General features: G+C 60.3%; 25 protein-coding genes and 1 pseudogene. 14 read left to right on the forward strand and 12 right to left on the reverse strand.

The genetic code is table 11. The features are described 5' to 3' along the window. A partial coding sequence (locus ATC00_RS30100) for an aldehyde dehydrogenase family protein (RefSeq protein ID WP_153045303.1) occupies positions 1-343 on the forward strand: 343 nt, incomplete at both ends. Positions 344-713: 370 nt separating this feature from the next. Here the strand turns inward: ATC00_RS30100 and ATC00_RS33125 are convergent. Beyond that, entirely contained in the window at positions 714-881 is a 168-nt protein-coding gene (locus ATC00_RS33125) for a hypothetical protein (RefSeq protein ID WP_082912631.1), read from the reverse strand. Positions 882-1,358: 477 nt separating this feature from the next. On the opposite strand from ATC00_RS33125, the gene ATC00_RS30110 reads away from it, so the two are divergent. The 7 genes and pseudogenes from ATC00_RS30110 to ATC00_RS33805 form a co-directional block, all read left to right on the forward strand. Then, a complete protein-coding gene (locus tag ATC00_RS30110) occupies positions 1,359-2,000 on the forward strand; it encodes a peroxiredoxin-like family protein (protein ID WP_064255444.1) in 642 nt (213 codons plus the stop codon). A 295-nt stretch (positions 2,001-2,295) separates the two neighbouring features. Continuing rightward, complete coding sequence (locus ATC00_RS33795; RefSeq protein WP_327291455.1) at positions 2,296-2,682, forward strand: hypothetical protein; 387 nt, start codon at positions 2,296-2,298, stop codon at positions 2,680-2,682. Positions 2,683-2,701: 19 nt separating this feature from the next. Then, positions 2,702-3,340 (forward strand): adenylate/guanylate cyclase domain-containing protein, encoded by a 639-nt coding sequence (locus ATC00_RS33800; protein WP_234782441.1) that lies wholly within the window; start codon positions 2,702-2,704, stop codon positions 3,338-3,340. Positions 3,341-3,558: 218 nt separating this feature from the next. Then, positions 3,559-3,813, forward strand: coding sequence for a type II toxin-antitoxin system Phd/YefM family antitoxin (locus ATC00_RS30120; RefSeq protein WP_037388408.1), 255 nt, complete (start codon positions 3,559-3,561; stop codon positions 3,811-3,813). Then, complete coding sequence (locus ATC00_RS30125; RefSeq protein WP_064255445.1) at positions 3,810-4,232, forward strand: type II toxin-antitoxin system VapC family toxin; 423 nt, start codon at positions 3,810-3,812, stop codon at positions 4,230-4,232. The genes ATC00_RS30120 and ATC00_RS30125 overlap by 4 nt, the downstream gene beginning before the upstream one ends. A 135-nt stretch (positions 4,233-4,367) precedes the next feature. Continuing rightward, positions 4,368-4,799, forward strand: a complete 432-nt coding sequence (locus ATC00_RS33160) for a hypothetical protein (protein ID WP_064255446.1) — start codon at positions 4,368-4,370, stop codon at positions 4,797-4,799. A 121-nt stretch (positions 4,800-4,920) separates the two neighbouring features. Then, positions 4,921-5,084: pseudogene (locus ATC00_RS33805) on the forward strand (MipA/OmpV family protein); the annotation flags it as partial. On the opposite strand, the gene rfbD reads toward ATC00_RS33805, so the two are convergent. From rfbD to ATC00_RS30185, 11 genes are all read right to left on the reverse strand, one after another. After that, positions 5,071-5,973 (reverse strand): dTDP-4-dehydrorhamnose reductase, encoded by a 903-nt coding sequence (rfbD, locus tag ATC00_RS30135; RefSeq protein WP_064255447.1) that lies wholly within the window; start codon positions 5,971-5,973, stop codon positions 5,071-5,073. The pseudogene ATC00_RS33805 and the gene rfbD overlap by 14 nt on opposite strands. After that, on the reverse strand, positions 5,970-7,040 hold the full coding sequence (gene rfbB / locus ATC00_RS30140) for a dTDP-glucose 4,6-dehydratase (protein WP_064255448.1): 1,071 nt from the start codon (positions 7,038-7,040) through the stop codon (positions 5,970-5,972). The genes rfbD and rfbB overlap by 4 nt, the downstream gene beginning before the upstream one ends. 10 nt (positions 7,041-7,050) lie before the next feature. Beyond that, positions 7,051-7,614: a dTDP-4-dehydrorhamnose 3,5-epimerase gene (rfbC, locus tag ATC00_RS30145; protein WP_064255449.1), complete on the reverse strand. Its 564-nt coding sequence runs from the start codon at positions 7,612-7,614 to the stop codon at positions 7,051-7,053. After that, a complete protein-coding gene (rfbA, locus tag ATC00_RS30150) occupies positions 7,607-8,488 on the reverse strand; it encodes a glucose-1-phosphate thymidylyltransferase RfbA (protein WP_064255450.1) in 882 nt (293 codons plus the stop codon). The genes rfbC and rfbA overlap by 8 nt, the downstream gene beginning before the upstream one ends. A gap of 103 nt (positions 8,489-8,591) precedes the next feature. Beyond that, positions 8,592-9,248, reverse strand: coding sequence for a glycoside hydrolase family 16 protein (locus ATC00_RS30155; protein ID WP_234782442.1), 657 nt, complete (start codon positions 9,246-9,248; stop codon positions 8,592-8,594). Between the two features lie 149 nt (positions 9,249-9,397). Next, a complete protein-coding gene (locus ATC00_RS30160; RefSeq protein WP_064255452.1) occupies positions 9,398-10,747 on the reverse strand; it encodes a polysaccharide pyruvyl transferase family protein in 1,350 nt (449 codons plus the stop codon). 75 nt (positions 10,748-10,822) lie between these two features. After that, positions 10,823-13,276 carry a glycosyltransferase gene (locus ATC00_RS30165; protein ID WP_072642900.1) on the reverse strand — a complete coding sequence of 818 codons (2,454 nt, stop codon included), beginning with the start codon at positions 13,274-13,276 and terminating at the stop codon, positions 10,823-10,825. 57 nt (positions 13,277-13,333) lie between these two features. Continuing rightward, positions 13,334-13,600 carry a glycosyltransferase family 2 protein gene (locus tag ATC00_RS33230; RefSeq protein ID WP_064255454.1) on the reverse strand — a complete coding sequence of 89 codons (267 nt, stop codon included), beginning with the start codon at positions 13,598-13,600 and terminating at the stop codon, positions 13,334-13,336. A 7-nt stretch (positions 13,601-13,607) separates the two neighbouring features. Beyond that, positions 13,608-15,131: a DUF6212 domain-containing protein gene (locus ATC00_RS30175; protein WP_064255455.1), complete on the reverse strand. Its 1,524-nt coding sequence runs from the start codon at positions 15,129-15,131 to the stop codon at positions 13,608-13,610. Positions 15,132-15,389: 258 nt separating this feature from the next. Continuing rightward, complete coding sequence (locus tag ATC00_RS30180) at positions 15,390-16,640, reverse strand: glycosyltransferase family 4 protein (protein ID WP_064255456.1); 1,251 nt, start codon at positions 16,638-16,640, stop codon at positions 15,390-15,392. Between the two features lie 41 nt (positions 16,641-16,681). Beyond that, positions 16,682-17,254: a MarR family transcriptional regulator gene (locus ATC00_RS30185; RefSeq protein WP_064255457.1), complete on the reverse strand. Its 573-nt coding sequence runs from the start codon at positions 17,252-17,254 to the stop codon at positions 16,682-16,684. Positions 17,255-17,460: 206 nt separating this feature from the next. Here ATC00_RS30185 and ATC00_RS30190 point away from each other — a divergent pair, with 206 nt between their 5' ends. The 6 genes from ATC00_RS30190 (at position 17,461) to ATC00_RS30215 (ending at position 26,051) form a co-directional block, all read left to right on the forward strand. Beyond that, positions 17,461-19,227, forward strand: a complete 1,767-nt coding sequence (locus ATC00_RS30190; RefSeq protein ID WP_082912632.1) for a type I secretion system permease/ATPase — start codon at positions 17,461-17,463, stop codon at positions 19,225-19,227. Next, positions 19,227-20,651, forward strand: a complete 1,425-nt coding sequence (locus tag ATC00_RS30195) for an HlyD family type I secretion periplasmic adaptor subunit (protein WP_064255459.1) — start codon at positions 19,227-19,229, stop codon at positions 20,649-20,651. The genes ATC00_RS30190 and ATC00_RS30195 overlap by 1 nt, the downstream gene beginning before the upstream one ends. 263 nt (positions 20,652-20,914) lie before the next feature. Beyond that, the gene (locus ATC00_RS30200; RefSeq protein ID WP_064255460.1) at positions 20,915-21,574 is read left to right on the forward strand and encodes a calcium-binding protein; all 660 of its coding nucleotides are present in this window, start codon (positions 20,915-20,917) and stop codon (positions 21,572-21,574) included. A 129-nt stretch (positions 21,575-21,703) separates the two neighbouring features. Then, positions 21,704-23,953: a glycosyltransferase family 2 protein gene (locus ATC00_RS30205; protein WP_064255461.1), complete on the forward strand. Its 2,250-nt coding sequence runs from the start codon at positions 21,704-21,706 to the stop codon at positions 23,951-23,953. After that, positions 23,950-24,792, forward strand: coding sequence for a class I SAM-dependent methyltransferase (locus ATC00_RS30210; RefSeq protein ID WP_064255462.1), 843 nt, complete (start codon positions 23,950-23,952; stop codon positions 24,790-24,792). The genes ATC00_RS30205 and ATC00_RS30210 overlap by 4 nt, the downstream gene beginning before the upstream one ends. Beyond that, the gene (locus ATC00_RS30215) at positions 24,789-26,051 is read left to right on the forward strand and encodes a glycosyltransferase family 4 protein (protein ID WP_064255463.1); all 1,263 of its coding nucleotides are present in this window, start codon (positions 24,789-24,791) and stop codon (positions 26,049-26,051) included. Before ATC00_RS30210 ends, ATC00_RS30215 begins: the two co-directional genes overlap by 4 nt. Positions 26,052-26,063: the final 12 nt, after the last annotated feature.

Below are 26,063 nucleotides of genomic sequence, written 5' to 3' on the forward strand. Positions count from 1 at the left end.
CAGGCTCGCCTTCGGCGGCGAGCTCATTGCGCGCGACACGCCCGGCTTCTACCTGCAGCCGGCGCTCTTCACCGAGGCGACAAATGCGATGCGGATTTCCCGTGAGGAAATCTTCGGCCCGGTCGCCGCCGTCATCCGGGTCAAGGATTACGACGAGGCGCTCGCCGTTGCCAACGACACGCCGTTCGGGCTCTCCTCCGGCATCGCCACGACGAGCCTCAAGCATGCGACGCATTTCAAGCGCAATGCCGAGGCCGGCATGGTGATGGTCAACCTGCCGACCGCCGGCGTCGATTTCCACGTGCCGTTCGGCGGCCGCAAGGGCTCCTCCTATGGCCCGCGCNGTGAGACAGAAGTCGTCCTCTCGGTCGCGGACCGGTCGGAGGATGAAAAGGCTCCTTAAAATGTGCTTGTGCCGTTCGAATGCGGAACCACGGGGTCTTTGGTTCGCATCCCCTCAAGGCGAGGGATTCGCAGTCGACTTGCCGTCGTGTCGCTTGGGCAAGTGCCGATCGTCTCGAGTGGGTGGACGACGGAAATCCATTTCGAACGCATCGGAAGTCCGCTTAGCGGCACATTCCGGAATTTGAATGATGCCATATCGCAACTCGCCAAAACTGCAGCGTCAAAGTCGATCAATTTCTGCATATCGCGGATGAGCGTATCCACGACGGCGCGTCTTGGCGAGGAGAGCCCCTTCGTGGCGTGATCTCTCACGCATTCCCCTTTGTCTCGCTACCTTCGTCCAGCTCGTGGAAGGGCAGAAAGCCGTACTGCTCCATCCACTCGCGAATGATAAGGCGGATCAGCTCGTCCCGCGTCATCTCAAGTTCTTCGCAGGCGACAGCGATCGCCTTCTCGACGTCGTCATCGAAGGTCATCGGAGTAAACTTTCAGCGTGCTAATGCCGTGAGCCACCACTCGAGACGATGCCCTTGCTTACGAGCCACGCCTCGAACGTGCCCGGGCACCCCTCGTGAGCCCACATCCCGCGATACGAGAAGCCAAGGCCATGGGAGCCGCGCCCAATGGCGCTGAAACCTTCCTCGGTGAGGCGTTCGGGTCCACCTGCCTTGATCTCGGGATGCTTCTTCTTCGCCCTTCTGATTTTCACTGCCTGTCCTCCTACGCAGTACCACCGAGGGGACTCAGGGTGTCACAGCACAGGTTGCAGTCAAGGATTAGCGACGCCACCCAATTGGGGTAATGGGGCGCTCTGGATGGAACCGTTTGCAGGCTGCCGGCATAGTAAGAACGGAAAGCTGGAGGTGAGCCGTATCGGGTGAATTCCCCGCATGATCCGTGTGTCGTGATATGATGCAGTGCCTTTCCTGACTGGCATGGGCGAGGAGGTTGTTATGTCCAAGAACAGTGCCAACCGCCCGCTACAGCCGGGCGACCTAGCTCCAAATGTCGTGCTCGATGCGATCTCGCGCGAAGGCAAGATCGCGCTCGATGACTTTCGTGGCCGTAGCCCAGCGTTGATCGGCTTGTTTCGCGGCCTGCATTGCCCGTTCTGCCGTCGCCATGTTGCCGTGATGGCGCAACTTAAGCCGGCGCTGCGTGCGAAAGGCGTCGAATGCCTCGCGGTCGTCAATACGCCCGTCGAGCGCGCACGACTGTATTTTCATTACCACCCTGTGCCCGATCTTCTTGCTGCATCCGACCCGGTAAGGGCCTCGCACCAAGCTTTCGGCTTGCAGGAAGTCGGGGTGGACGAGCTCACGGCGATAAGGTTCCATTTGCCCGGCGAGTTGCCGGAGCAGATGGACGTCATGGCCATGAATGAGTTTCTGAACAGGAAGGAAGGATATGAGATTACCGAGGCTGATCAGCAGATGATGGCCGGTCGGGCCCAGCTTGTGGGTCAGTTCCTGATCGATCGGGAGGGCATCGTACGCTGGAGCTTCATTGAAGTTCTGGAGCCCGGGCTCCACACGTTTGAGCCACCAAATCGCGAGGAATTGGTGTTGGCAGCCTCCGAAGTCGCACATCGATAAGCCCTGCCGATGCTATCCGCTGGTGCTGTCGGCACTGATGTCTGAATGGAACCGTTTGCCGGCTCGGCGCATAAGTGCAGGCGCAGGGCTGGAGGCCTTTTTTTGCGGACAATTCCAATGCGCCTGCTTGACGTTCTTGGCTACGGCGCCGGACTCTATCCGAGAAACATTGCCAGACGACTTCGCGTCCTCAATATCACGTGTTGGGGCACGGCCCTCGTTTGGTTAGGTTTCGCGACCCACTATCTGACGGACTTCAAGCTCCGCACGGTCGTCATCGGGCATTGCAGTTCTTCTGTTCGGCGTTCCACTTCTCCATCGCGTTGGACCGAACGCTGGCGCTGTCGCGTTTCTCTTCGTGAGTTACCCCGGAATTTTTGTCGTTTGCCTCTTGGTCGGTACCGATAGCGGCATGCAAATGGAGTATTTGGCATTTGCTGCGGGCGCGGTGTTAGTTCTAGGTGTGGAACCCATCGCACCCCCACTTATAGTCGGAATTTTTTCCCTGGCATTCATCCTGGCTCTGGAAATCTTTGCTCCCCACAACAGCGGTTTGCTATCCGAGACAGAAATGTTGGGCGTCTTCATCGCGGTTGTGACTGCCACCACGACAATCGTGTTCGCCGTCGTGTTCTATGCGGTTCGGGAAGCCGCGCGATCCGAGGCAAATCGCAGAGTTTGAATATGCGCGATCCGAGTCATTGCTGACGAACGTCCTGCCTGCAGCGATTGCAGATCGGCTGAGGTGCGGTGCCACACAGGTGATTGCCGACAAGCACGAGGACGCTTCGATACTTTTCGCCGACATGGCAGGGTTCACCGCCGAGGCCAGCCAAACTTCGCCCGTCCAACTTGTCGAATTTCTCAACGAGGTTTTCACTGTCTTTGATCAGCTGGTTGAGCGCCATGGCCTGGAGAAGATCAAAACCACGGGCGACAACTACATGGTTGTCAGCGGCATGCCCGTGGCGCGGCCGGATAACGCCGCTGCCCTGGTTCGTCTTGGAATCGAAATGCTCGATGCTGCCAGCCGATTGCATGATCCGCATGGGCGCGCCGTGTCGATTCGCATCGGCATAGCCAGCGGCACGGTTGTCGCAGGCGTCGTGGGAGTGAAGAAGTTCTTTTATGATGTCTGGGGCGATGCGGTGAATGTGGCATCGCGTATGGAGACCACAGGCGTGCCCGGCCGCATTCAAGTTTCTCCTGAGACCTACACGCAGTTATGCCATCAATTCGAGTTCGAATGTCGGGGACCTGTCGATGTTAAGGGCAAGGGCAAGATAACGACATGGCTCCTGGTCGGAGCAAAAGCCGAGAATGTTCGAACGGTTAGCTGATTTGCTATAGTGGGTCACCTCTTTCGACGCGCCACTTATCGTGAGGACCACTGGGCGCAAAGAAGAGGTTTTTAAGATCGCATAATGTATCGACTGGAACGCTCCAGTGCCGGAAGCCTCCATTGACCCTGATGCACCCGCTGGGCCGTCCGACTGTTCGGCTTGTTATTTCCTTCTTTGATGCTATATGTAGGTAACTACCTACATGGAGGTGAGTCGTGGGCATTACGACCCTTTCCAGCCGAGAGCTGAACCACGACGTGAGCAGCGCCAAGAAGGCGGCAAAAAGCGGTCCGGTCATCATCACGGATCGCGGCAAACCTTCCCATGTGCTCATGACCTACAATGAATTTGAGCGCTTGACCGGCAAGCACCGCAGTCTTGTCGAGGCACTCGCCATGCCTGGCCTCTCGGGGATCGATTTCGAGCCGCACCGCGTTGAAATCAGTCCGCGCGAAGTGGACTTGTCTTGAGATACCTGCTCGGTACCAACGTCGTTTCCGAACTGCGCAAAATCGGTGACGGCAAAGCCGATGCTAATGTGGTCGCATGGATCGGAGCGGAGGATGCATCGCGCTTCTTCCTTTCGGCCATCACAATCCTCGAACTGGAGCGGGGCGTACTCGGGATCCAGCGCCGAGACGCCGCACAAGGCGCCCGGTTGCGTTCTTGGCTCGACAGTTATGTGCGTCCGGAATTCGTAGACCGTATTCTGCCGGTTAACGATGCGGTTGCCACACGTTGCGCGCACCTGCACATCCCGGACCGGCGTAATGAGGCCGACGCGCTGATTGCGGCGACGGCTCTGGTTCACGACATGATCGTTGTGACACGAAACACCAGAGACTTCGAAGGCACCGGCGTCGTTATCGTCGATCCCTGGCAGGGCTGACCGTTTCAGTTCCACCCGAATACAAGCGGTTCCGCCGAGCTTGATTGCTGGGTCGCCGGATCGAATCCAGCGATGACGGCGGACACAGCCTGATATTCTTCCGCGGCCAGTGAAAACCGCTCTCGGAGAGTGGCATTGCTTGCCTTCTTGCTTGAAATCGGAACGCGACTTGTCACGCCCAACATATTTCACGATGCGTACAGTTTTTCCGGCGATGGATGGGAAAGCGGTGACGTCGCGCACCAACATGATAGCGCCGAGATTGGTGATGTCGAATCGGCCTTCGAGGTGGTCGAGAAGGAAGCCGGCATCGACCATCTTTCGAATGATCTCCTGAGGACTTTTCGGCTTGGGGTCGCCCGTCAGATCGTAGATGGGGGTCCGGGTCGCGTCGGTTTAGAAGTGCGCAGGGGTCGTAGATCGGCATCGTGTGTCCTCGTTTTATCCCCCTTATATCAGATCCGGACGTTTCAGAACTTTGCGCCGCAAGGGAATCCGCAGAAATTTTGTATAGAAAACAAAGCGATGCCGCTGAACATCCCGTACGGATTTTTATCCACGTTTTGATGTCCTTCGCAAAGTTCGGGAAGATCGGGCCGTGGTGATCGCTGTCGGTCGTGGCGATGAACCGTCGCCTGATCTTCGGCCGCAGATCGTGTCGCGCATGAGGCGGCGAATCCTCTTGTGGTTGACGTGGAAGGCCACCGACAGATCCGAGACCAGCGCGTTCGCCGAATACAAGCGCCTGATGGGTCCTGCGGAAGAATCGAGCCTGGTACGAGAACGCGGCAGCCGCAACCATTTCGTCGTCGCGTCTCCGCGACCTACCGCTTCGACTTTACCTTGGATTGATCCGATTCTCTCGGACGAGCCGCCTGACGGACACCTCGACCGATTGCTGCCAGGCCGGCAAGGCCCGGCCGAATGCGTTAGTGAAGCTGTCGGTCGAGAGAGACGCGTTGGCAGGGCGCCGGGCTTTCGCCGGAAACTCCGCCGTCGTGACGTTGCGAATATCCGCCCACGGTCCGCCATAAACGCGGCTCACCGCAAGAACATGGCGGGCGAAATCGCCTCGGTTGACGGCGCCGGTGCCTGCCAGGTGGTAGAGGCCGAAAGCGGCACCGGGGCGTGGTTGGGCGAAAAAATCCGCGATGTCGAGCAGCGCCTCCGCAATATCGAGCGCCGAGGTCGGATTGCCGTATTGGTCCGATACGATGGCGATCTCGTCGCAGTCCTCGGCGAGCCGCAGTATGGTCTTGACGAAATTCGTTCCGAAGGGGCTGTAAACCCAACTCGTGCGCAGGATGACATGCCGGGGATTTGCCGCAGCCACGGCCACTTCGCCGGCGAGTTTGGAGGCGCCGTAGACGCTCAGCGGCGCCGGTGCATCGCTCTCCACGTAGCTGCCCTTCCTGGCGCCATCGAAGACGTAATCTGTCGAGATATGGATGACCGGCACGCCCAGGCGGGCGGCCGCTTCGGCCACGGCACCGGCGCCGGCAGCATTGATCGCGAAGGCCAGGCCCGGGTCGTCCTCGGCCGCGTCGACGGCGGTATAGGCGGCCGCTGAAACGACGAGGTCGGGGCGGCTGCGTTCGATCGCCGGAAAGATCGTTCCGGGCCGCGTCAGGTCGAGATGCGGGCGTCCGATCGAAACCACCTCGATACCGGGCAGCCCGAAAGCCTGCTCGGCCAAGCTGAGTGCGAGCTGCCCCATGCAGCCGGTCACCACCAGTCTCACGACGCGCTCTGATATCGGCCGCCGAGGCGAGCGCCGGAATAGCGTTCCCGCCGGAGCGGTTCCCACCACCACCTATTGGCGAGGTACCAGTTGATCGTGTCGCTCAGACCTGCCTCGAAGGGCCGGCTGGGTCTCCAGCCAAGTTCCCGCTCGATCTTCGAGGGGTCAATCGCATAGCGCCGGTCGTGGCCCGGCCGGTCGGAAACGAAGGCGATGAGATCCCTGTGGCTCCCGCCCCCCTTGCGCGACCGACGGCTGTCGAGGAGGTCGCAGATGCTCGTCACCACCGACAGGTTGCTGCGCTCCGCGCGGGCACCAATATTATAGCTTTCTCCCGGCCTGCCTCTTCTCATCACGAGCTCCAATGCGCGTGCATGATCCTCCACATGGAGCCAGTCCCGAACATTCGCACCCGTTCCGTAAAGCGGCAGCGGCCTGTCCTCGATGGCATTGAGGATGACGAGCGGGATCAGCTTCTCGGGGAAGTGATACGGGCCGTAATTGTTGGAGCAGTTGGAGAGCACGACCGGCAGACCATAGGTCTGGTGCCAGACCCGTGCGAAATGATCGGCCGCCGCCTTCGAAGCTGCATAGGGAGAGGAGGGCGCGTAGGCGCTCTCCTCAGAAAACACCCCATCGTCGAGGGGGAGGTCGCCGAAGACCTCGTCGGTCGACACATGGTGGAAGCGGAAGCGATCGCGCGCTTCGGATCCGAGTTCGGACCAGTAGCTGAGCGTCGCCGAGAGCAGTCGGACCGTGCCGACGACATTCGTTTCCGCAAAGACGTTCGGTCCCTCGATCGATCGGTCGACATGGCTTTCAGCCGCCAGGTGCATAACCGCTTCGACGCGCTCGCGGCGCATGATGTCCAGAAGCGCCTGCTCGTTGCAGATGTCTACCCGGTGGAAGGCATAGGTCGCTCGCCCTTCGACCGGCCTCAGCGAGGCGAGATTGCCGGCATAGGTGAGCTTGTCGACATTGACGACGCGCTCGGCCCCGCCTGCGACCAGATGCCGGCAGACCGCAGAGCCAATGAAGCCGGCACCGCCCGTGACCAGGACCCGCATCACTGCCTCCTCACCCCGGAAACTCGGAAAGCATGGCATCGGCCAGCAGCGGCGCGTTCCGATCCTTCGGAGACAGAATCAAGCGACCCGAGGGGACAGGCCAGTTCACGCAGATTTGCGGATCGTCGAACCGGATAGCCCGGTCATGCTCGGCCGAATAATGCTCGCTCACCTTGTAGAGGACCTCCGTCTCCGGTTCGAGGGTCACGAAACCGTGGGCGAAGCCGACCGGCACGAGGATCTGGTTCCAGTTCTCAGCCGAGAGTTCCAGCCCGACCCATTGCGCGAATGTCGGCGAGCCCCTGCAGATATCGACTGCGACATCGAACACGCGCCCGCGAACGACCCGGACGAGCTTTGCCTGAGCGCGGGGCGGAAGCTGGTAGTGCAGGCCGCGCAGCGTTCCGGCCTCGGCGGAATAGGAGTGATTGTCCTGCACGAAGGCGAGCTCGATGCCGTGGGCCGACAATATCTCGGCATTATAGGTTTCGGAAAAGAAGCCCCGCTCATCGGCGAACCTGCGCGGCACGATCTCCAGCACGCCGTCGAGGCCGAGCGCTCGTACCTCAAGCATCGGCGAGCTCCCGGATCCGGCGGCGCAGATAGGCCGCATAGTCGTTCTTTCCGAGCAGTTCCGCCCGCTTGAGAACCTGGTCCGCCGAGACATAGCCGAGCTCGAAGGCGATCTCTTCCGGGCACATGATCTTGACGCCCTGCCGGTGCTCGATGGTGCGCACGAACGAAGCGGCGTCGTGGAGGCTGTCATGCGTCCCGGTGTCGAGCCAGGCGAAACCCCGGCCAAGGCGGCAGACATGCAGGTCGCCGCGGGCGAGATAGGCCCGGTTGACGTCGGTAATCTCCAGTTCGCCGCGGGCCGACGGCCTGATCGAGGCAGCGATGTCGACTACGCTGTTCTCGTAGAAATAGAGGCCCGTGACAGCCCAGCTCGACCTCGGCCGTTCCGGCTTCTCCTCGATCGTCTCGGCCAATCCGGTCTGGCCGTCGAAGCTGACGACGCCGTAGCGCTGGGGGTCGTCGACCCGATAGGCGAAGATCGTGGCGCCGCTCTCGCGGGCCGCGGCCTCCCGGCAGATCTCGGGCAGTCCCGCGCCATAGAAGATATTATCGCCGAGGATAAGCGCCACGGCGCTGTCTCCGATGAAATCGCGGCCGATGACAAAGGCTTCCGCGAGCCCGTTCGGCTCGGGCTGCTCCGCATAGGCGATCGAGAGCCCGAATACGCTTCCGTCACCAAGCAGCTCCTCGAAAAGCCACCTGTCCCTCGACCTGGTGATCACCAGGATTTCGCGGATTCCCGCCAGCATGAGGATGCCGAGCGGATAATAGATCATCGGCTTGTCGTGGACGGGAAGCAATTGCTTCGAGATCGAGATGGTGACGGGGAAAAGCCTGCTGCCAGTTCCGCCCGCAAGGATGATGCCCTTCATGCGGTGCCTCCGGTTGCTGCCCTAACGTCCGAGCCTAGGCTCCGCCCGCTATCCCGTCCCGGCCGCGACCCGTTCATGAACACCTCCAATTCGGCACGTTTCGCTATTGCGTACTTTGAAAGACCCGGACGTTGCGAATAGCGGTTGCCGCCCCATTCACATCACCATCATCCTTGCCAGCGAAAGAGGCTACAGCATTGCTAAATAGCAATACCGCAGGCGTGTGGGCGAAAGTGTTCGGAACTTCGTAGATCGTCCTGTCGTCAAAGAAAAACTGGAACTGGCTTTCGTTCCACAGCATGCCATAGCGATGGTAAGCGTCGGCTAGTCGTGTGCCCCGCGGTCGGTACGTTCTCGATAAAACCTCCCGATCGGGACGCCAACGCCGAGCTGTGACCTGAACGACATTCGGATATTTGGCTTCAACGACGTCGAGTTCAAAATGTGTATCGCCTTCCGTCTCGGGAACGGACGTGAGCCAGAATGCGTTGTTGACACCGGGTTCGTCAGCAATCCGCATCTCGCATTCGAAATAGCCATAGCACTGGCGAAAATCACGCGATCGGACGTAACCACCGGTAAACGGCCGTTTTCTGGTGGCATCGTTGGTGTTACTCCCGAGATTGAGCGACAGCACCCCACCGGATAGGTCGACGTTTCCGGGCAGGCGGACAGACTTGGTCTCTCCGCCGCTGTCATTCACCTTGAGCCAGCGTTGATTGAAACCCGCCTCCTCGGTGAAGTCGTCGTTGAACGACAATTGCCATCGACCATCAGTGCCCTTTAGAGGAGCCGGTAGATCGGAGCGAAGCGCACGTGCAAGGCCTGGTCGTGCGAGCAATGCAGTCGACGCTATCCCGAAACCGACAAGTCCCAGAAACGAGCGCCGACTGAACCGGAAGGCCTGAGTCATACGGCGACCTTTGCTGGGTCTTCCTGCTTGGTATTGAGGTTGCGCAAGGTGGTTTCAAGGCTCCACGCGCGATTGCGCAGCGTCTCAATTTCCCCGGTCATGAAATCCATCTCGCTACGGAACCAAGTCACAGCTTCTTGCACGTTGTGTGGGACCTGCACCAGGTTGGGGCTGGAAAGGGGCTTGTCTGCCGGTGCGGCGACAGGTTTCGGCAAGACGTGATTGAGTTTGTTTTCTGTCAGGAAGCGATGGTACTCAGCATAATTGATCCTGTAGATGTGCTGGACCTTCGAAAAATCAGCACGTTCGAGCAGCTTCTCAAGGTTGATGGGCAAATAGTCCTCGATCTCAACCGAGGGGATTGCAAACAATGACGCCAGCTCACGAATGCGTGAATCATAGGTAAAGAAGATTGCCGGAATTCCCTGATGCAGAGCAATGACGTTGCCATGCAGCCGGAAGCCGACCATCACATCGACGTTGGCCGCAGCATCAGCAGCCCACTCCTCAATATCGAAGAACGCGCTCATACGGTTGTTGAGCATCTCCTCGGCTTCTTGATGGCCAAGCAGGTTGAATTTGGTCAGGATCGACTTGATGTTGTCCTGCTTCTCCTTGCCAGTGGAGAAAATTGCCAGCGTTTCCTCGCGCTCACCCTGCGAATAGAGCTTGCTTGATGGGCGCTTTGCAACCGCGTCGATCAATGCACGCTGCATGCGATTTGTCTTGGTAGCATTGCTAGCGTAATCTGCGGAAAGGTACTTGTTGAGCGTAAGCCCGATGCGAGCCTGCGCCGGATCAATTGATTTTATGGTGATCGACGGACGCAATGAGCGGTAAAAACTCGGGCAACCGATTGCGCGCACATTTTTAATGCCGAGGTCGTTGAATATTTCCGCACTATAGAATCCGCGCACGCCAATTGTTTCGCACTTGTCGGCAATGATTTTCCAAGCCTCGACCGTTCCTTTGGGAACGTTTAGCTTCTTGTACTTGCCGGCCTGGGCGCCAACACCGATCGCCACGACCGGACCTTTCAGTTTTTTGAGCAAAGGCACGACGTGGCCGAGGTCAACGGTTTCGGTCAGATAATTTGACCCGCGAACGACGGTCGCGTCGTACGTGCCATCCTGCGGCCAGAGCTTGTCATCAGCCGCATGCGAGAACTGCACATTGCGAATTTCGTCGGAGGCAAGGGCTTTGAGTGTGGCGTCGTAGACGAGAACGTCGCCTGTATTGATGCCGCCTTTGTTGAAGGCCGCAAGCGGGTCCTCGAACTTCAAGTAGGCGGATTTGTTTCCAGGCTTCACCGCCGCACCACCGTTAAGAACAAAGAGTCTCTGCATCGTTAGTCCCTCGAATTATTCATGTTGGCTGATCCGCCAGCGGCCACCTGCCGCGGCGTTATTTCGCAAATTTCGTCAGGCTGGTACGGTCTCGCGCAACAGACGCTCGATTGCCCAGGGTTGGTCCGGCGCCTCTGTTTCTTCGACGAGCTTTAAGCCAGGGGCAGGCGAGCGGGTGGAAAAACGGTCGGGAAACCATGCCATCAACTGCTCTACCAGCGGTTCAACGCTTCGATCCCAACTGAGCGAAGCACCGCGCTCAGCCGCGGCTTCCGATAGGCGGCTGAGCGCAGCCGAATCTTCGGCCAATGCCGCGATCGTCTCGGTCATTTCGCTAATGATGACGCTGTCCTCAGTCGATCGGATCAAGAGCCCGTCAACGCCATGTTCAATCAGCTCGTCGACAGCGCCGACCGCTGTTGCGACCGGTACGCAGCCGAGGCGTTGCGCCTCGATAATGGTCAATGGCGCGCCCTCCCATCGTGATGGCAGCACGACCACGTCGGCCCAAGCAAAGGCCTTGTTCAAATGGCGGCTGGAATAGACAGGCATATCCACCTGGACGCCGATTTCCGCAAATCGCTCTTTCCACGAACCACCAGCGCCCGAATCCATGACGTCGCTGCCGATGATCTTCCATTCGACCGGCACGGCACGTTGCTGCAAACTGCGAACGCAGGCGAACAGACGTTCGATACCTTTTTGCGCGTCGAGTCGGCCAAGGAAAAGGACGTTTAGCGCGCCTGGTTTGCTGCGCCGAGCGGCCAGCAAGGTGTCTCGGTCTTTCGGAGCTAAGGCGTAGCTGGCAGCGTTCTGGATATGCATCAGCTTTGCGGATGGTACACCCATCGCGTGGAGCCATTGTGCCATGTCGATGGAACACGTCAGGATTGTGTCGTAAACGTGCTCGAAGGCGAGCGAGAGATACGGATGTCCGGCATCTCGCCCCATTTTCGACTTGTCGAGTACATGAACGTAGTTGAGCACCTTGATGCCACGGCGGCGCAGGTCGCCAAGGACAGCGTTTACCGGCGCGACATGGTTGTTAATGACGACGTCGAGTCCGGCAAGGAAGCCCATGATCTGCTCAGCCCTTGCGGCTTCGTCATGGCCCATCATCAAGTCGTGGCCGGCAAACTGGTGCGGGCCGCCCCACAAGGGATAATCATCGGCGAGGAAATTGATCGTCTTGAACACGCCGTCATTTTCAGGAACCCGATTATAAACCGGCTTTCCGAGGAGGAAGAGGTGGACTTCGCATTCAGCGTTCTTGAGCGCACGAGCGACGGCGTAGGCGACCTTTTCGACCCCACCGAAGCTCGCGATCGGGAGCAGGAAACCGACCCGAAGCTGGTTCGATGCCTGCTGCAATCTCGGCATGACCGGCTTTGCCCCGACGGCGTGTCGCAACAACTCGAAATACCGGCTGCGACTTGGAAAATAGGCCGACCGCCATATCCATCGATTCGTCGATAGTGAACGGTATCCGGAATCGCGAAGTGCACCCAATGTCGCGAGCAGCGCGTTCGTGGGTGATAGAGCAGTGCTTTGCATCTCGCGCGCCGTGAAGGGTCCGCTGATGACAACCTCAACCACATTCGGAGAGGGTACGGACTTGTGCAGCGTCCGCGCCCATTCATCGGACGTGTCCTCAGCGCAGTTCGAAAAGATATCGAATGTACACATCCAGCCGTAAGGTTTATCGGCGAGTGGTCTAGATTCATTGATCTTGCGGATATCGAGCCCGATCTTTGAACTACTCCGCTCAAAACGAATGGCAACAAAGTGATGCTCCTGAGAAAGCTTCTCACCGAGCCAAAGCAGGTTGTGGACGAGGCCGAGTCTGGTCAAGGCATCTCGGTGGGCTGGCGTCATCCAGAGCAGGAAGGGTGGAACGCCAAAGGTCTCCGGTTCAGCCCTAGCCGCCCAGAACCGCGTTACGAAATCCTCCAGGCTGCATTTGGTATGCTCGACCGTAGGATCGGTAAACAAATCAACCGCATAACCGCCCATCCCGATCGCGGCATATCGCGGGGCTTCCTGATGCTCCCAATCGAGTAGGGTTTCAGCAGCAAAGAGCTTCTTATGCTTTTGACGAATATACGTCAGGATGCCTTCTCGCGTCCGGTTTGAATCCCGCAGCATGCTCTCGGCGCGCTGGCGATACTCGAACCCGAAGAAAGGATAATTGGCACCAAGGAAGCCTTGACCGATCGCCTGCAGCCAGAAGTCCCAATCTTCAAATCCCGACTTCATGCTCTCGTCGAAACGAATACCGGCATCAAGCATTCGCCGAGATACCAGACTGCCGGCTTCGCAAATATTATCGAAGGTCAGGTGCAGAAGGCGCGAATATTGCGTTGTATAGTTCCCATTCCATTCGATACCGAACTTGTCGATGTTGGGATAAATCCAGTCGACATTGTCGTCCGACTTCATGAAGTCTAGGATATCTCGGATTGACGTCGGAGTAATACGGTTGTCGGCATCCAGGAAATAGACCGCCTCAAGAGCCGGAAAGTTCCGCAAGGCAAATTCGATTCCGTAATTGCGAGCTGAACTCAATCCGCCATTGGCTTTGCGCAGCTAGAATACGTTTGAGTGGGCCAGCGCGTAGGTTCGCCCCACTTGGCCGGTTTCCGGGAAAGGGCATCCGTCATCGACAATGACGACCGCTATGTCAAAAGGTGCCTCCTGCGCCAGTGCCGATTCAACGGCCTCAGCCAACAGCACCGAATGCTTGTAGGCCGGAACGACCACTGCAACCTTCGGAGAAAACGAACCTTCGACGTCATCCTCGGATGGTGGCGACGCGGTGACCTGTTCCAGATGATGCTTGACTTGGTCCCGCATGAGCGACCTACCCGTTGACCATGAGGCTGATGTCGCGGAATTTGGCCCAGGCGAAAGCGTTATCACCGGGATTTCTCATCCGTGTGGCAAAATAGATGTTCTGCCAGATGCCCACCTGCTCCGCGATAAAGGCATTGATACGCGCCTCTTCGCCATGAGTAACGCTTGTCCAACCAGAGAAGCCCTCTCCACTGCCCGCACCACGTGCCTCGCTGAAAAGTTGCCGAGCACTGTTCAGATCACCCGCGATTACAAGCGCAAAATCGACGTCTTGTGATTGATCATTGTCGATCATCGCGGTGGACGATATCCGCAAAATTTTGGGCGGGCATGCTGCCGGAAGCCGGCCGATCGTAATTCCGGTCGAGGGAGGATGGCAGGCGATGGCCCGTTCCTCCGGAAGCGCCATGATTGCCGGGAATTCGAACGCAATCTCCTCCGTGTTGGCCAGTGTCGCAAGATCAATAATGCCGTTCGCAAGTGGCATCTCGCGAAAGCCCTCGTCCCTTGCCTGTCCCGACTGTGCCGGTAAATAATTCGCCCAGCTCGGAAGCAGCACACCAGGCATTCCGCACCAGACCTGCATTGCCAAGCTGTTCTTCAACAATGGTGCGTCGTTGCCTGCATCCTGGACCTGGAACATCTCCAGGGGCTGAAGGCCACCAAGCGAAAGCAGCGGCATTTCATCGTCCAGATCCTCGATATGCAGCTGCAGTTTCAACGTGCGCCGAAGACCGGCGAGCGTGCGCGACAGACCCAGATAATTCCACCCCTGATGAAGTCGCGAGAACGGTATGATCCATTTTTCTACGACCTGTCGGTCCTCAAGCGTCACCAGTTGAGCATGCAGCGTGGCCTCATCACGATGCGCCAACCGCTCGAAATGAATTGCAATCGCACTCACGCCAGCACTTGCAACCGGTAGGATCTGGGACACTCCCTTAAAAGAGGCGTCGGCCAGGACATTAGAGCGAGACGAGCTGCTGACGGGCTCGTTCGAAAAAGCCAGATCGAAAGGCTGTAGCCCCTGCCTGTCAACGAAACTTTCGACTGCTGCGAAACGGTTTTGCAGGTTGTCGTTCAAGGTACGCAGTGCGAGCAGCTCTCGATTTGCCTGAGCGATTTTCCGAGCGTCGGATAGCAATAGGTCGGCAAGCTTCTGGATGATGAGCGCCGTTGTCTCGATCTCCTTGCCTTTTTGCCACTCAAGGACGAGCGGCGCGTCTGCGACACCCCGCTCTCGTAACCAGTCGAGAAAGGGCTTTTCTTGGCCGCGATGCGCGGGATTGATAATGATTGCGAGCGTGCACAGTGGTGCCTCGTGGACTTCGATTTTCTTGCCTGAGTCGTCGCACAGCACGGCGGTGTCGTCTCTGACAACTTCAACGCCGAAAATTTGGACCGCCTTGGACAGAGTATGAGGAAGATCGTCATGGGCAATTCCCATGCGGAGCAGGATTGGTTTCTTCAACAGGTCAATTTCGCTGAGTGATTTCGCAGCTGGAGAAAGCTTAAAAGTCTGTATTGTCATTTCCTACATCCTGCCCCATCCCGATGGCGCCAAACAGCAGATCCATCCAAATAATGGCGTATTCATTAGGTTTGTCAAACTAATACATATTGCAGTGCAGTAGAAAAATTTATGAAATTTAATGATTTGATATCGCGTTGATTCTTTATAAAAATGAAAAAATGCTTTGCGCGTAATTTACATCGAATTTTGTAGCGATTGCCGTGTCGGTACACTATGAATAATATTTCATTATACTTCAAAAATTGAAACAATGGGTCAAGCAGACTCCGTTTCCCGACGAAATATCTCGCCCTGGCCGGTCACCTGACCGATCAGTGCCATCTGGCGTGCGAGGCAATCCTCCTGGTTGAAGCGTTGCTCGACGGTTCTGCGCGCCGCCGCCCGCAGCTCCCGGAAGTCCGCCGGACGTTGGAGAACGTCGACAATGGTGTTGGTCAGCGCATCCGTGTCGAAGAATGGGACGAGAAGACCGTTGCGGCCGGAGCGGATGACCTCCTGCACCGGCGCGGTATCAGACCCGATGACGAGCGCGCCGCAGGCCATCGCCTCCAGGACCGACCAGGACAGCACGAAGGGATAGGTCAGATAGAGATGCGCCGAGGAGATCTGGTAGAGCTGGCGCAGCACCGAATGCGGCACGACGCCCGGAAACAAAAATCTTTCCCGCGGGATTTCGAGCGACGCGAGCAGGTGCTCCTTCCACGAGCCGCCACCGGGTGGCGGCGCGCCGTAGCTCACGCCGTCGCCGCCGACGAAGACGAAAAGCGCGTCCGTATGCCGCCGGGCGACCTTCGCAGCCGCTTCCAGCGCCTGTGGAAAGCCGCGATAGGGTTCCAGGTCGCGAGCGACGAAGGTTACGATCGGAGGATCGCCGGCCTTCAGCACACGCCCGTCGGGAAGCTTCAGCGAGGCGGACGGGTCGGGGCGGAAGCGCCGCGTGTCGATCCCCTCGTGGCAGACGGCGATGTGCCAGCGCACATCGTCCGGATAGAGGCTCCTTTGCCAGGAGGTCGGACTGATGCCGCCGTCCATCGCCTCGAGTGACAGGAGTTGGGCGATGTTGCGAAGACGCAGCCTCTTGCGCGTCTCAGTGTCTGGCTGGTCCTCTGGCGCGAAGCCGACGTCGGCGCCCTCCGCCCGATAGTAGAACTCGCAATAGCCGAGTGCCGGCACCCGCGGCAGCACGTCCTTGACGAACATCATGCTGCCCCAGCCGATATGGCCGAGGATGATGTCGGGCGCCTGGCCTTGGTGCGCCATCGCATCGAACGTCTCGGCGACCCGATGGCCGATTCGCGCGTGATGGTCGGGAATGGCGAGATGCCGGGCCATCTGCGGATGGGCTCGCGGGCCGGGTTCCGCCCGGTGGCGGACGACGCGGACGGAGGGGATCCGCTGATCCACCGTTTCCGTGACGAGGGTGACCTCGTTTCCGGATTGGGCCAAATGGGCTGCCAGGGCGGCAAACTGACCAAACCCGCGCCGGTGTACAAACGCTACGTGCATGTTCTAGCCAGTCGCCAAACGAGGGTTACGATCGCCGGTCGTCAGAAGCCGTAACGGTGGGCATTGCCCCAAACGAGCTCGAGCTGATGCAGGGTCTGGAAGGCGGTCTCGAGATTGCGCCGGTCCTGCTCGCCGCGGGTCAAGGCCCGCTCGTATGATTTCGCTGCCTCGCGCAGTTCCGCGCAGAGCTTTCTGCCCTTCTCCGACAGCCGGATGCGAGCCGAGCGCTTGTCGCGCTGCGATGCCATCCGGTCGATATAGTCCCCGTCGGCGAGCTGCTTCAGATAGTAGGAGACGTTGGACCCCACATAATGGCCACGGTCCAGAAGCTCTCCCACCGACAGCTCCGCCTCCCCGATGGCCAGAAGAACCATCGCCTGCGCCGGCCCGATGTCGTCGACTCCGAGCTTGGTCAGTTCCGTGCGCAACAGTCCGGAAAAGCGCCGGCTCGCACGCTCCATGACGCGGGCCAGTTCGAAATAGCTGATCAGGGGAGGCTCTCCGCCTTGCTGGCGCTCAGCTTGACTGGGGGTAGTGCGGGCCGTTTCGCTCGCGGGTTGGACCGCCACGGCGTCTCCAAAGTTTGCGAACGAATAAAGAATCCTATGATTCATCCCTCTCTCCATTAGGGAACTTACTTCAACATTCGGGAATTTACTTCAAAAATTGAAGCAAATTTCATGGCCCCCGCTCCCGAATTACCTGACCTTGAGCAATGGATCATTATTATGTCACACTGATCACAGCAATACTGTGATTTGAGTGATTATGAACCGACTGCCCCTCAACCCGCTGACGCGTTGTAGCCAGAAAATCGCCCATGCGTGATACTGTTCGAAATAATATGATTAGCAAGGGCCAAATCGGCCCATCACCAGTCCAAAATGGAACAATCAACCATAGGATGTTGATGCTCAAAGTGCGTCGCGTATTCGTCGTGACGCTTCTTTATGCAGCACTGCTGAGCGCCTGTATCAACCTGCTACAGCTCACCTTGCCGGTCTACATGATGCAGGTGCAGGACCGGGTTCTGAACAGCCAGAGCATGGACACCCTCGTCATGCTGACCATTCTGGCGGTCGGCGCACTCGTCGTCTTCGGCGTGCTCGAGTTCATCCGCGCCATGACCTTCCAGGCGATGGGCAGCGCGGTGGTGCGCTGGCTAAACCTGCCGGTCCTCACCGCCGCGGTCCAGGCGTCGGCCGATCAGGGACTTGGCCGCGCGACTCAGTCGCTCAGGGACCTCACGGAACTGCGCGGTTTCCTGACGTCCTCGGCCGTCAGCGCGCCCCTTGATGCCCTCTGGTCGCCGATTTTTCTCGGCGTTCTCTTTCTTCTGCACCCGCTCTTCGGGCTGATCGGCGCGATTGCGGTTGTGGTGCTCGTTTGCTGCGGTTTGTTAACCGACCTGCTAACACGCCAGCTTATGAAAGAGGCAAGCCAGGCCAATATTGAGGCAGTGTCGAAAATAGGTGCGACATTACGTCACGCCGAAGCAATCGAGGCGATGGGGATGCTGCCGGCGCTGGCCAGACGATGGCGGGCCGCGCAATTGCATGCCTTGGCCGCGCTCGAAACGAGCGGGAGCCGGAGCCGGGCGATGGCCTCGATTACCCGCGGCCTGCGCCTCTCCATCCAGATCGTAGCGCTTGCCAGCGGCGCGCTTCTGGTGGTGGAGCAGGCGGTCACCCCCGGCGCGATGATGGCGACAAGCATTCTCGTCGGGCGCCTGCTGCAACCCTTCGATTCGATCGTCGAAAACTGGCGGCAATGGGTGCTGGCCTTTTCGAGCTGGCGACGGATCGAGGCGGCGCTGAATCAGGATCTCGTAGTCCGCCAGACCATGCCGACACCGCCTTCGCAAGGCGATCTCGTCGTCGACAAGCTGGTCTACGCCGCCCCCGGCGTGGAGGTGCCGATCATCAAGGGCATCTCCCTGACTCTCTCGCCCGGCGAGGTGCTCGGTATCGTCGGCCCCTCCGCCGCCGGCAAGTCCACCCTGGCACGCCTCCTCGTCGGCATCCTCAAACCGACGGCCGGCGGGGTCTTCCTGGATGGCAACAACGTCTATCTCTGGGAGCGCGGCTCGTTCGGGCGGATGGCGGGCTATCTGCCGCAATCCGTATCGCTGCTCGAGGGCACGATCCGTGAAAACATCGCCCGCATGGAGGAAAGCGATCCTCATAAGGTGCTCGAGGCGGCGCGGCTTGCCGAAGTCCACGACATGATCGGGCGGCTGCCGCTCGGCTACGACACGCCGGTCGGCGACGGCCAGCTGAGCCTTTCGGGCGGGCAAAGGCAGAGAATTGCGCTTGCCCGATGCCTTTACGGCCGGCCGCGGCTGATCGTGCTCGACGAGCCGAACGCCAATCTCGATGCGATCGGCGAGCGGGCGCTCGTCCGCGCCATCGAACAGGCGCGCAACGACGGCGCCATCGTCGTCATGATCGCCCACAGGCCCGCGATCATGCAGGTCGCTGACAAATTGCTCGTTCTCGAAGGCGGCCGAATCACTCAGTTCGGACCGCGCACCGACGTAGTCGCTTCCATGCTGCCTGGCGAAACACGGCGCGAAGGAACCTCTTGATGATCACAGAGCCGATCGTGCCCATGCGCCCTTCTGCGCAGCAACTGGCAAAGACCGACGATCCGGATCGCCGCCTGCCGATGAGCTTCCCCGTGGCGCAGCCGGCAGGCGCGGTCGACGCCGAGCTCATCGAAGACGACGCGAATTCGTCGCTGCGCCGCCTCGTCATTGCAGGCCTGGCGACGATCCTCGTCGCCTTCGGCGGCTTCTTCGGCTGGGCGTTTTCAACGGAACTCAGCAGCGCCTCGGTGACCAACGGCACCGTCATCGTTGACACGAAGCGCCGGACGGTCAGTCACTTCGAAGGCGGCGTGCTCAGCCGCGTCCTGGTTCAAGAAGGCGACCACGTCGTCGCCGAGCAGCCGCTCGTCAAGCTCGAGGATACGCGCGCCCGCTCCGACCTGCAGGCCCTGCAAAGCCGGCGCGTTGGGCTGATCGCAAAATTGGCACGCCTCAAAACCGAGCAGATGGGGGCGACGGCGATAAGTTTTCCCGCCGACCTCGCCAATGCCGAGACCGTCACCGCCGATGATGCCGTCACGGCGGAAACCTCTTTCTTCATGAAGCGCCGCGAGGCCAAGAGCGGGCGACTTGAGATCCAGCGCAAGACCATCGAGGAATATTCCGAAAAGGCGAAGTCGCTCGCCACCCAGATTCAGGCGACCGACCGGCAGATCGAACTGATCAAAGAACAGCGATCGGCAATCGCGACTCTGGTGGACAAGGCCTTTGCCCAACGCTCGAAGCTCATCGAGATCGACGCGCGACTGAGCGAGCTTGCCGCATCACGCGGGGAGCTCGTGGGCGACAGGGCGCAGGCCGAGAAGGCCGGGTCCGGGGCCGAGCTCGCATTGACGGGAATCGAGAGCGATTTCCAGTCGGAGATTGCCGGCGAGATCACCACGGCCCGGCTGGAACTCGCCGATGTCGAGGAGCGCATCACGGCGGCGAAGGACGTGCTGCGCCGCCTCGAGATCCGCGCCCCGCAGGCCGGAGTCGTCGCCAATATCCAGCTTCGCACGCCGGGGAGCGCCGTCACCCCCGGCCAGCCGTTGCTTGACATCGTGCCGGAGGACGAGCCACTGCTCATCGAGATGCGCGTCAGTACCCGCGACATCGACAGCATCGCGATCGGCTCCAAGACGCGGATCCGTCTGACGGCCTATAACCAGCGTTCGCACCTGCCGCTCGACGGCACGGTCACGTATGTCGCGGCGGACCAGTCCGTGGATGAGAAATCCAACTTCGCCTATTTCGTGGCGCGCGCCGAGATCGCTTCGCAATCGCTCGCCGCCAACCCCGATATCCGCCTCTACCCCGGCATGCCCGCCGAGGTATTGATCGTGCACAAGCCGCGTTCGGTCATCGATTACCTCGTCTCGCCGGTCAGCAACAGCCTCAACCGCGCCTTCCGGGAAGACTGACGATGCAAGTTTCAGGACAGCCGCAATTTACTTCAAATTTCGAATTGAATTATAAGTATTACGCCGGCAATGTTCCTTAAATATATTGTGCCAATATTAACACACGTTCTGTTCAATATCCAAATTGCGCAACTATTAGCATAGTGGCCATCGGTTAGTTTCGGTACTACTGTTGCCTTCTGGTTTTTCGCAGTGCACACTCCGGCCGCGTTGTCCTCGGGGTTCCGTGCGATGACGCCTCAAACGGCGAAGAGGAGAAGCAGATGGCCACTTTGGAAGGCGGCGCATACGACGACGCCCTGTTTGGCTCTCGCTTTGACGATTTCATCCGCGCCCATGGTGGTGATGATTTTGTCGGCGGAGGCAACGGGCACGACGTCATTTTCGGTGACGCGGGTAACGACCTGCTGTTCGGCGGCAACGGGAACGACGTCCTGTTTGGCGGGGAAGACTCAGATATTCTCTATGGAGAGAACGGCAACGACATCCTGCTCGGCGGTTCGGGCGCGGATCTCCTGTACGGCGACAACGGCAGCGACGTCCTGGTTGGCGGTGCCGGCGACGATTTCCTGATCGGCGGCCACGGCCATGACGTGCTCATCGGCGGTGCCGGTAACGACATCATCAACGGTGGGTCCGGTTCCGATATCCTGTCGGGCGGCGAGGGCAGCGACGTCTTCGTCTTCGACGGCGGCGGCGGCAACGACGTCATCCTCGATTTCGCCCCGGGCGAAGACGTGCTGCAGATCTCGAAGGGCATCAATGGCCTCGACATCACCTCGGCAGACGACCTCGCCTCGCGTATCACCCAGGTCGGCGGCAATGTCGTCATCGATCTCGGCCATGGCGACACGCTGACGCTGGTGAACACGGATGCGGACGACATCCAGGCCAATCCGGAAAACTACTTCACGGTCCACTAATAGGTTCAGACGCGGGATGCGGGCGGAAGCCACAGAGATTCTCCCCATCCCGCTCTTACTTGAAATGGCGCGTCCTGCCCTCCTCCCGCGGGGCGCGCCTTTCCCTCCAGCAGTCAAGAGGAGTGGTGGGTGACGTTCGACGACCGAGCGCGGGATGCCAGCGGCAATTTCGACAAAGCGAAGGCCTTCCGGCTCGCATCAGAGGCGGCCGTCATCATCTGGGACATTCCAGCCGCCCTTCCGGTCGCGGCCAAGTACACCCTTTCCCTGCCGCATCAACCGGTCCCGCTCGTCAGCATGATGGTGCCGCTGGCGAATGGCCGCCATCGCGTACTCTGGGCCTTGCGGCCGCGAACCGAGCCGGAACAAGTCGAGATTTCGGCTGAATGCAGCAACCTTCAATCTTTCGTGCTACGGCCCGTCCGCGACCTGCCCGCGCTCGATGTGGAGGCGCTGTTTGCCGATCTTTCGCCGGAGGGCTGCCTAAAGGTCCTCAACAATCTCCTTACGGCCTGGCGCAGCGCACTGCGCCTTTCCCGAGACGCGCTGTTCATCGGTGCCGTCGAAGATGCGCTTTACGCGCTGACTTCAGGGCCGCGTCCCGCCAATTTCCTCTGCCCCATCGCCGAGGGCCGGTATCTGGTCGAGACCGCCATCAGCGCGGAATTTGGCGAGATCGGCGCCATCTATGCGCTCGGGGCGAACGGCATCCTGCCGCTCTCTTCGCATTTTCTCGTCGGCGCGCAGCCGGCGCGGGCGCACCGACCCTGCCACTTCGTCATCGAATCGCCCCGGCCCACGCAGCCGCTGCTCTTCGTGTTCCTCGGCAAGAAGGGCATAGCGCTTCGCGAGCTCTCCACCGGCAAGACCCGCTATCCGAACCTCCAGACGTTGTGGGCCGAGCACCGCGGCGCAGCGCCATTGCGCGAGTTCGTCGTTCGGTGGCTCTCGGGTCAGCCGGAGGGTGGCGCGGCGACGGCCGTCGACCTGCAGCTTCGGCTCCCTTTGCCGTCAAGGCAGATCGTCAAGTCCGGAACGCACCCGGCCGCGGAGATCGACCTTGCGCTGGTGCTTTCCGGCGGCCTCATTGCCGGCGGCTGGTACCATGACCCGACATCCACTTTCGCTGGGATCGACTACCTAAAGGAAAACGGCACCGCCCTGCCGCTCGACGGAAACTGGTACACGTTTCCGGCCTGGGCACGCGGGGCGGAAGAGGGCTCCCGAACCGATGTCACCGGTTTCGTTGCCTGGCTTCCGCTCGATCAGCCCCCGGGTGTTCTGCTCCAGCCGCGCTTTCAGATGCGGCTTGCCTCGGGCGCGGCAAAACCGCTCGTGCCGAAACCGCAGCCCTTCGAGCCGGCGGCGCAGCGAAACCGCATCCTGCGCGCCGTGCCGCCGCAGCACGCGATCGACCAGGCCTTCCGGACGATCCTTGCCCCGGCAATCGAGGACGTGGAGCAGCGACTGGGCAAGACGATCACGGTCGACTGCACCAAGGATTACGGCCTGCATGAGAAAGCACCCCTCGTTTCGATCGTGGTGCCGCTTTACCGGGTCCTCGACTTCCTCCGCTTCCAGCTCTCCGGCATGGCGACGGACCCGTGGATCGTCAGCAATGCGGAGATCGTCTACGTCTTGGATTCCCCCGAAATCCAAGACCAAACGGAACATCTGCTCGGTGGGCTGCACCTGCTGCACGGGCTACCGATGAAACTGGTGGTGATGAACCGCAACGGTGGCTATGCGCGGGCCTGCAATGCCGGCGCGCGATTTGCGCGCGGCGCGGTTCTCGTCATGCTTAATTCCGACGTCGTTCCTCGCGCCGCGGGCTGGCTGCAGAAGCTTGCCCGACCGCTTCTCGACGAGATGAAACTCGGCGCCATCGGTCCCAAGCTGGTTTTCGAGGATGGTTCGCTTCAGCATGCCGGGCTCTATTTTGCGCGCGACAAGCGCGGCGTCTGGATGAACCACCACTTCCACAAGGGCATGCCGGGAGATTATCCCCCAGCGCAAGTTCCCCGCCCTGTCCCCGGCGTCACCGGAGCGTGCCTCGTCGCGCGCAGGGACATCTACGAGCTCGTCGGCGGCTACACGGAAGACTATGTCATCGGCGACTACGAGGACAGCGACCTCTGCCTGAAGATTCGCAGGGCCGGCTTCGACATAGCCTATGAGCCGTCCGCGTCTCTCTACCATTTCGAGCGCCGGTCGATCCGCCGCAGCCAGGACTACATGCGCGGCGTCGCCAGCCAGTACAATGCATGGCTGCACACCGAGCGCTGGAACGGCGTCATTGCCGAACTGATGGCTGCCCGACTGAGCGCCGGCGAGGTGGGCGCCTCCCTCAACAAAGCCGCGGCGAGGAGCGCCGCATGAGCGAGACCGCCCTCAGCCCTACAACCGAACCCGCGGTGCCTTCCGCTCGTGAAGAACGTGTCCAATGGCTCCTCGAGACGATCGAGCGCAACCGTTTTCTGCCGCACCCGGATCCGAACAGCGTTTTCGTCGGCGACGGTGACTTCAGGGCGGTTGGCACCGAGTTTCTTGGCCATTTCATCCGGATGGGTGGGTTGCAGCCGCAGAGCCGAGTGCTCGACATCGGCTGCGGCATCGGCCGGATGGCCGTTCCGCTTACGCAATATCTGGACCTAGAGAAGGGCCGCTACAGCGGCATCGACCCTGTCGAGGGCGGCATCGGATGGTGCCGCCGCTTCATCACCCCGGCCTATCCGAATTTCACCTTCCAGCGGATTGACATCGAACACGACCTCTACAATCCGAAGGGTAAGGTCAGCGGCAAGGCGCTGAGGCTGCCCTATGCCGATCGCCATTTCGATTTCGCCATCATGACCTCGGTGGTGACGCATCTGCCGGCCGACGAGGTGCTCGTTTACCTCAGCGAGGTCGGACGGCTCCTCAAGGCCGGCGGCCGGCTGTTCATGACCGCCTTTGTCGTCGACCAGGTGGCGGCGGCGAACGAGGGCGGCAGGCGTGACCCGCGCCTGGCCTTCGAACGCCATGGCGACGGGCCTTGCTGGTTCGTTCCGGACCTGCCGCCGCTCGCCGCCGTCGGTTTTGACGACGGCTTTCTCGACAGGGCGCTGGAGCGCGCCGGCCTCGCCACCGTGCTGATATCGCTCGGCCACTGGCGCGGGCAGGCGGCGGATCACTACCAGGATGTCTTCGTGGCCGAGTGCCGGGGAGGTGGCGGTTGAGCGCACGCATTCTGGTCGCCGCCCACAACCACCCCGCGCTCCACCCCGGGGGCACCGAGATTTTCGCGCACGACCTCTTCCGTGCCTATCAGCGTGCCGGATGCGAGGCGATCTTCCTCGGTGCCACGAACCAGATCCATCGCGAGGCACGGCCAGGCACGAGCTTCCAGGGGATCGGCCCGGCGGGGGACGAACTCCTGCTGTGGTCCGGTCACTTCGACCGCTTCTTCATGAGCCAGGTCGACCTCTACGGCATCGTTCCGGACCTCGAAGAGCTCTTGCGCGACTTCCGGCCGGATGTAGTTCACATCCATCACCTGCTGCTGCTCGGCGCAGAGTTTCCGCATATCGTGCGCCGCACCCTGCCGGACTGCCGGATCGTGATGACGCTGCACGACTACTACCCGATCTGTCATCACGACGGGCTTATGGTGCGCACGAGCGGCAAGGAACTTTGTCATAAGGCAAGCGCCGACCGCTGCCACGCCTGTTTCAAGGACATACCGCTCGATCGCTTCACGCTGCGCGAGCAGCATCTGAAAGCCCTTCTGCGGACGGTGGACCGTTTCGTTTCTCCGAGCCGCTTCCTCAGGCAGCGTTTCATCGAATGGGGGCTTGCCGCCGAGCTGATCAGCGTGATCCCGAACGGCATCCCTGTTCGCGCAGCCCCGGCGCGACCGGACCGGAACGGCGGCGGCCGGCCGATCTTCGGTTATTTCGGCAATCTCAATCCCTGGAAAGGGGTGCCCGTGCTGCTCGAAGCGGCGCGACAACTCATTGCGGATGGGTGCGAATTCGAGCTCCGCGTCCATGGCGGGGCGCCGTTCCAGAGCGAAGGCTTCCTGGACGAGATTGCCCGGCTTTTTGGCGAAACCGCCCCCATCGTGCAGCAACGCGGCCCCTATCGACGCGAGGACATCACCGAGCTCGTTGCCGCCGTCGACTGCACCATCGTGCCGTCCGTCTGGTGGGAAAACGCCCCGCTCGTCGTCGGAGAGGCGCAGGCCCTCGGCAAGCCGGTGATCGCCAGCAATATCGGCGGCATGGCCGAAATGGTCGAAGACGGCGTAAACGGTCTTACCGTTTCACCCGGCGATCCGCGAGCGCTCGCCTCCGCCATGCGCCGGATCATCGATGATCCAGATCTGCAGCGCGATCTTACTGTAAATGCCCGCAAGCCCGACGACATCGACACGACCGCCCGGCGCTACCTCGATCTAATCGAAACGATCGAGCCGGCGCGCATCGAGGCGGCATAGGGGGGAACATCG

This window comes from Sinorhizobium americanum (genome assembly GCF_001651855.1).
Taxonomy (GTDB): Bacteria; Pseudomonadota; Alphaproteobacteria; order Rhizobiales; family Rhizobiaceae; genus Sinorhizobium; species Sinorhizobium americanum.

Coding starts and splice junctions, on each gene's coding strand:
- ATC00_RS33125 (WP_082912631.1), bottom strand. CDS start 881: ATGACCTTCGATGACGACGTCGAGAAGGCGATCGCTGTCGCCTGCGAA.
- ATC00_RS30110 (WP_064255444.1), top strand. CDS start 1,359: ATGTCCAAGAACAGTGCCAACCGCCCGCTACAGCCGGGCGACCTAGCT.
- rfbB (WP_064255448.1), bottom strand. CDS start 7,040: ATGCGGGTCCTGGTCACGGGCGGTGCCGGCTTCATTGGCTCTGCGGTC.
- rfbC (WP_064255449.1), bottom strand. CDS start 7,614: ATGCTTGAGGTACGAGCGCTCGGCCTCGACGGCGTGCTGGAGATCGTG.
- rfbA (WP_064255450.1), bottom strand. CDS start 8,488: ATGAAGGGCATCATCCTTGCGGGCGGAACTGGCAGCAGGCTTTTCCCC.
- ATC00_RS30160 (WP_064255452.1), bottom strand. CDS start 10,747: ATGCAGAGACTCTTTGTTCTTAACGGTGGTGCGGCGGTGAAGCCTGGA.
- ATC00_RS33230 (WP_064255454.1), bottom strand. CDS start 13,600: ATGCGGGACCAAGTCAAGCATCATCTGGAACAGGTCACCGCGTCGCCA.
- ATC00_RS30175 (WP_064255455.1), bottom strand. CDS start 15,131: ATGACAATACAGACTTTTAAGCTTTCTCCAGCTGCGAAATCACTCAGC.
- ATC00_RS30180 (WP_064255456.1), bottom strand. CDS start 16,640: ATGCACGTAGCGTTTGTACACCGGCGCGGGTTTGGTCAGTTTGCCGCC.
- ATC00_RS30185 (WP_064255457.1), bottom strand. CDS start 17,254: ATGAATCATAGGATTCTTTATTCGTTCGCAAACTTTGGAGACGCCGTG.
- ATC00_RS30190 (WP_082912632.1), top strand. CDS start 17,461: ATGCGTGATACTGTTCGAAATAATATGATTAGCAAGGGCCAAATCGGC.
- ATC00_RS30195 (WP_064255459.1), top strand. CDS start 19,227: ATGATCACAGAGCCGATCGTGCCCATGCGCCCTTCTGCGCAGCAACTG.
- ATC00_RS30200 (WP_064255460.1), top strand. CDS start 20,915: ATGGCCACTTTGGAAGGCGGCGCATACGACGACGCCCTGTTTGGCTCT.
- ATC00_RS30210 (WP_064255462.1), top strand. CDS start 23,950: ATGAGCGAGACCGCCCTCAGCCCTACAACCGAACCCGCGGTGCCTTCC.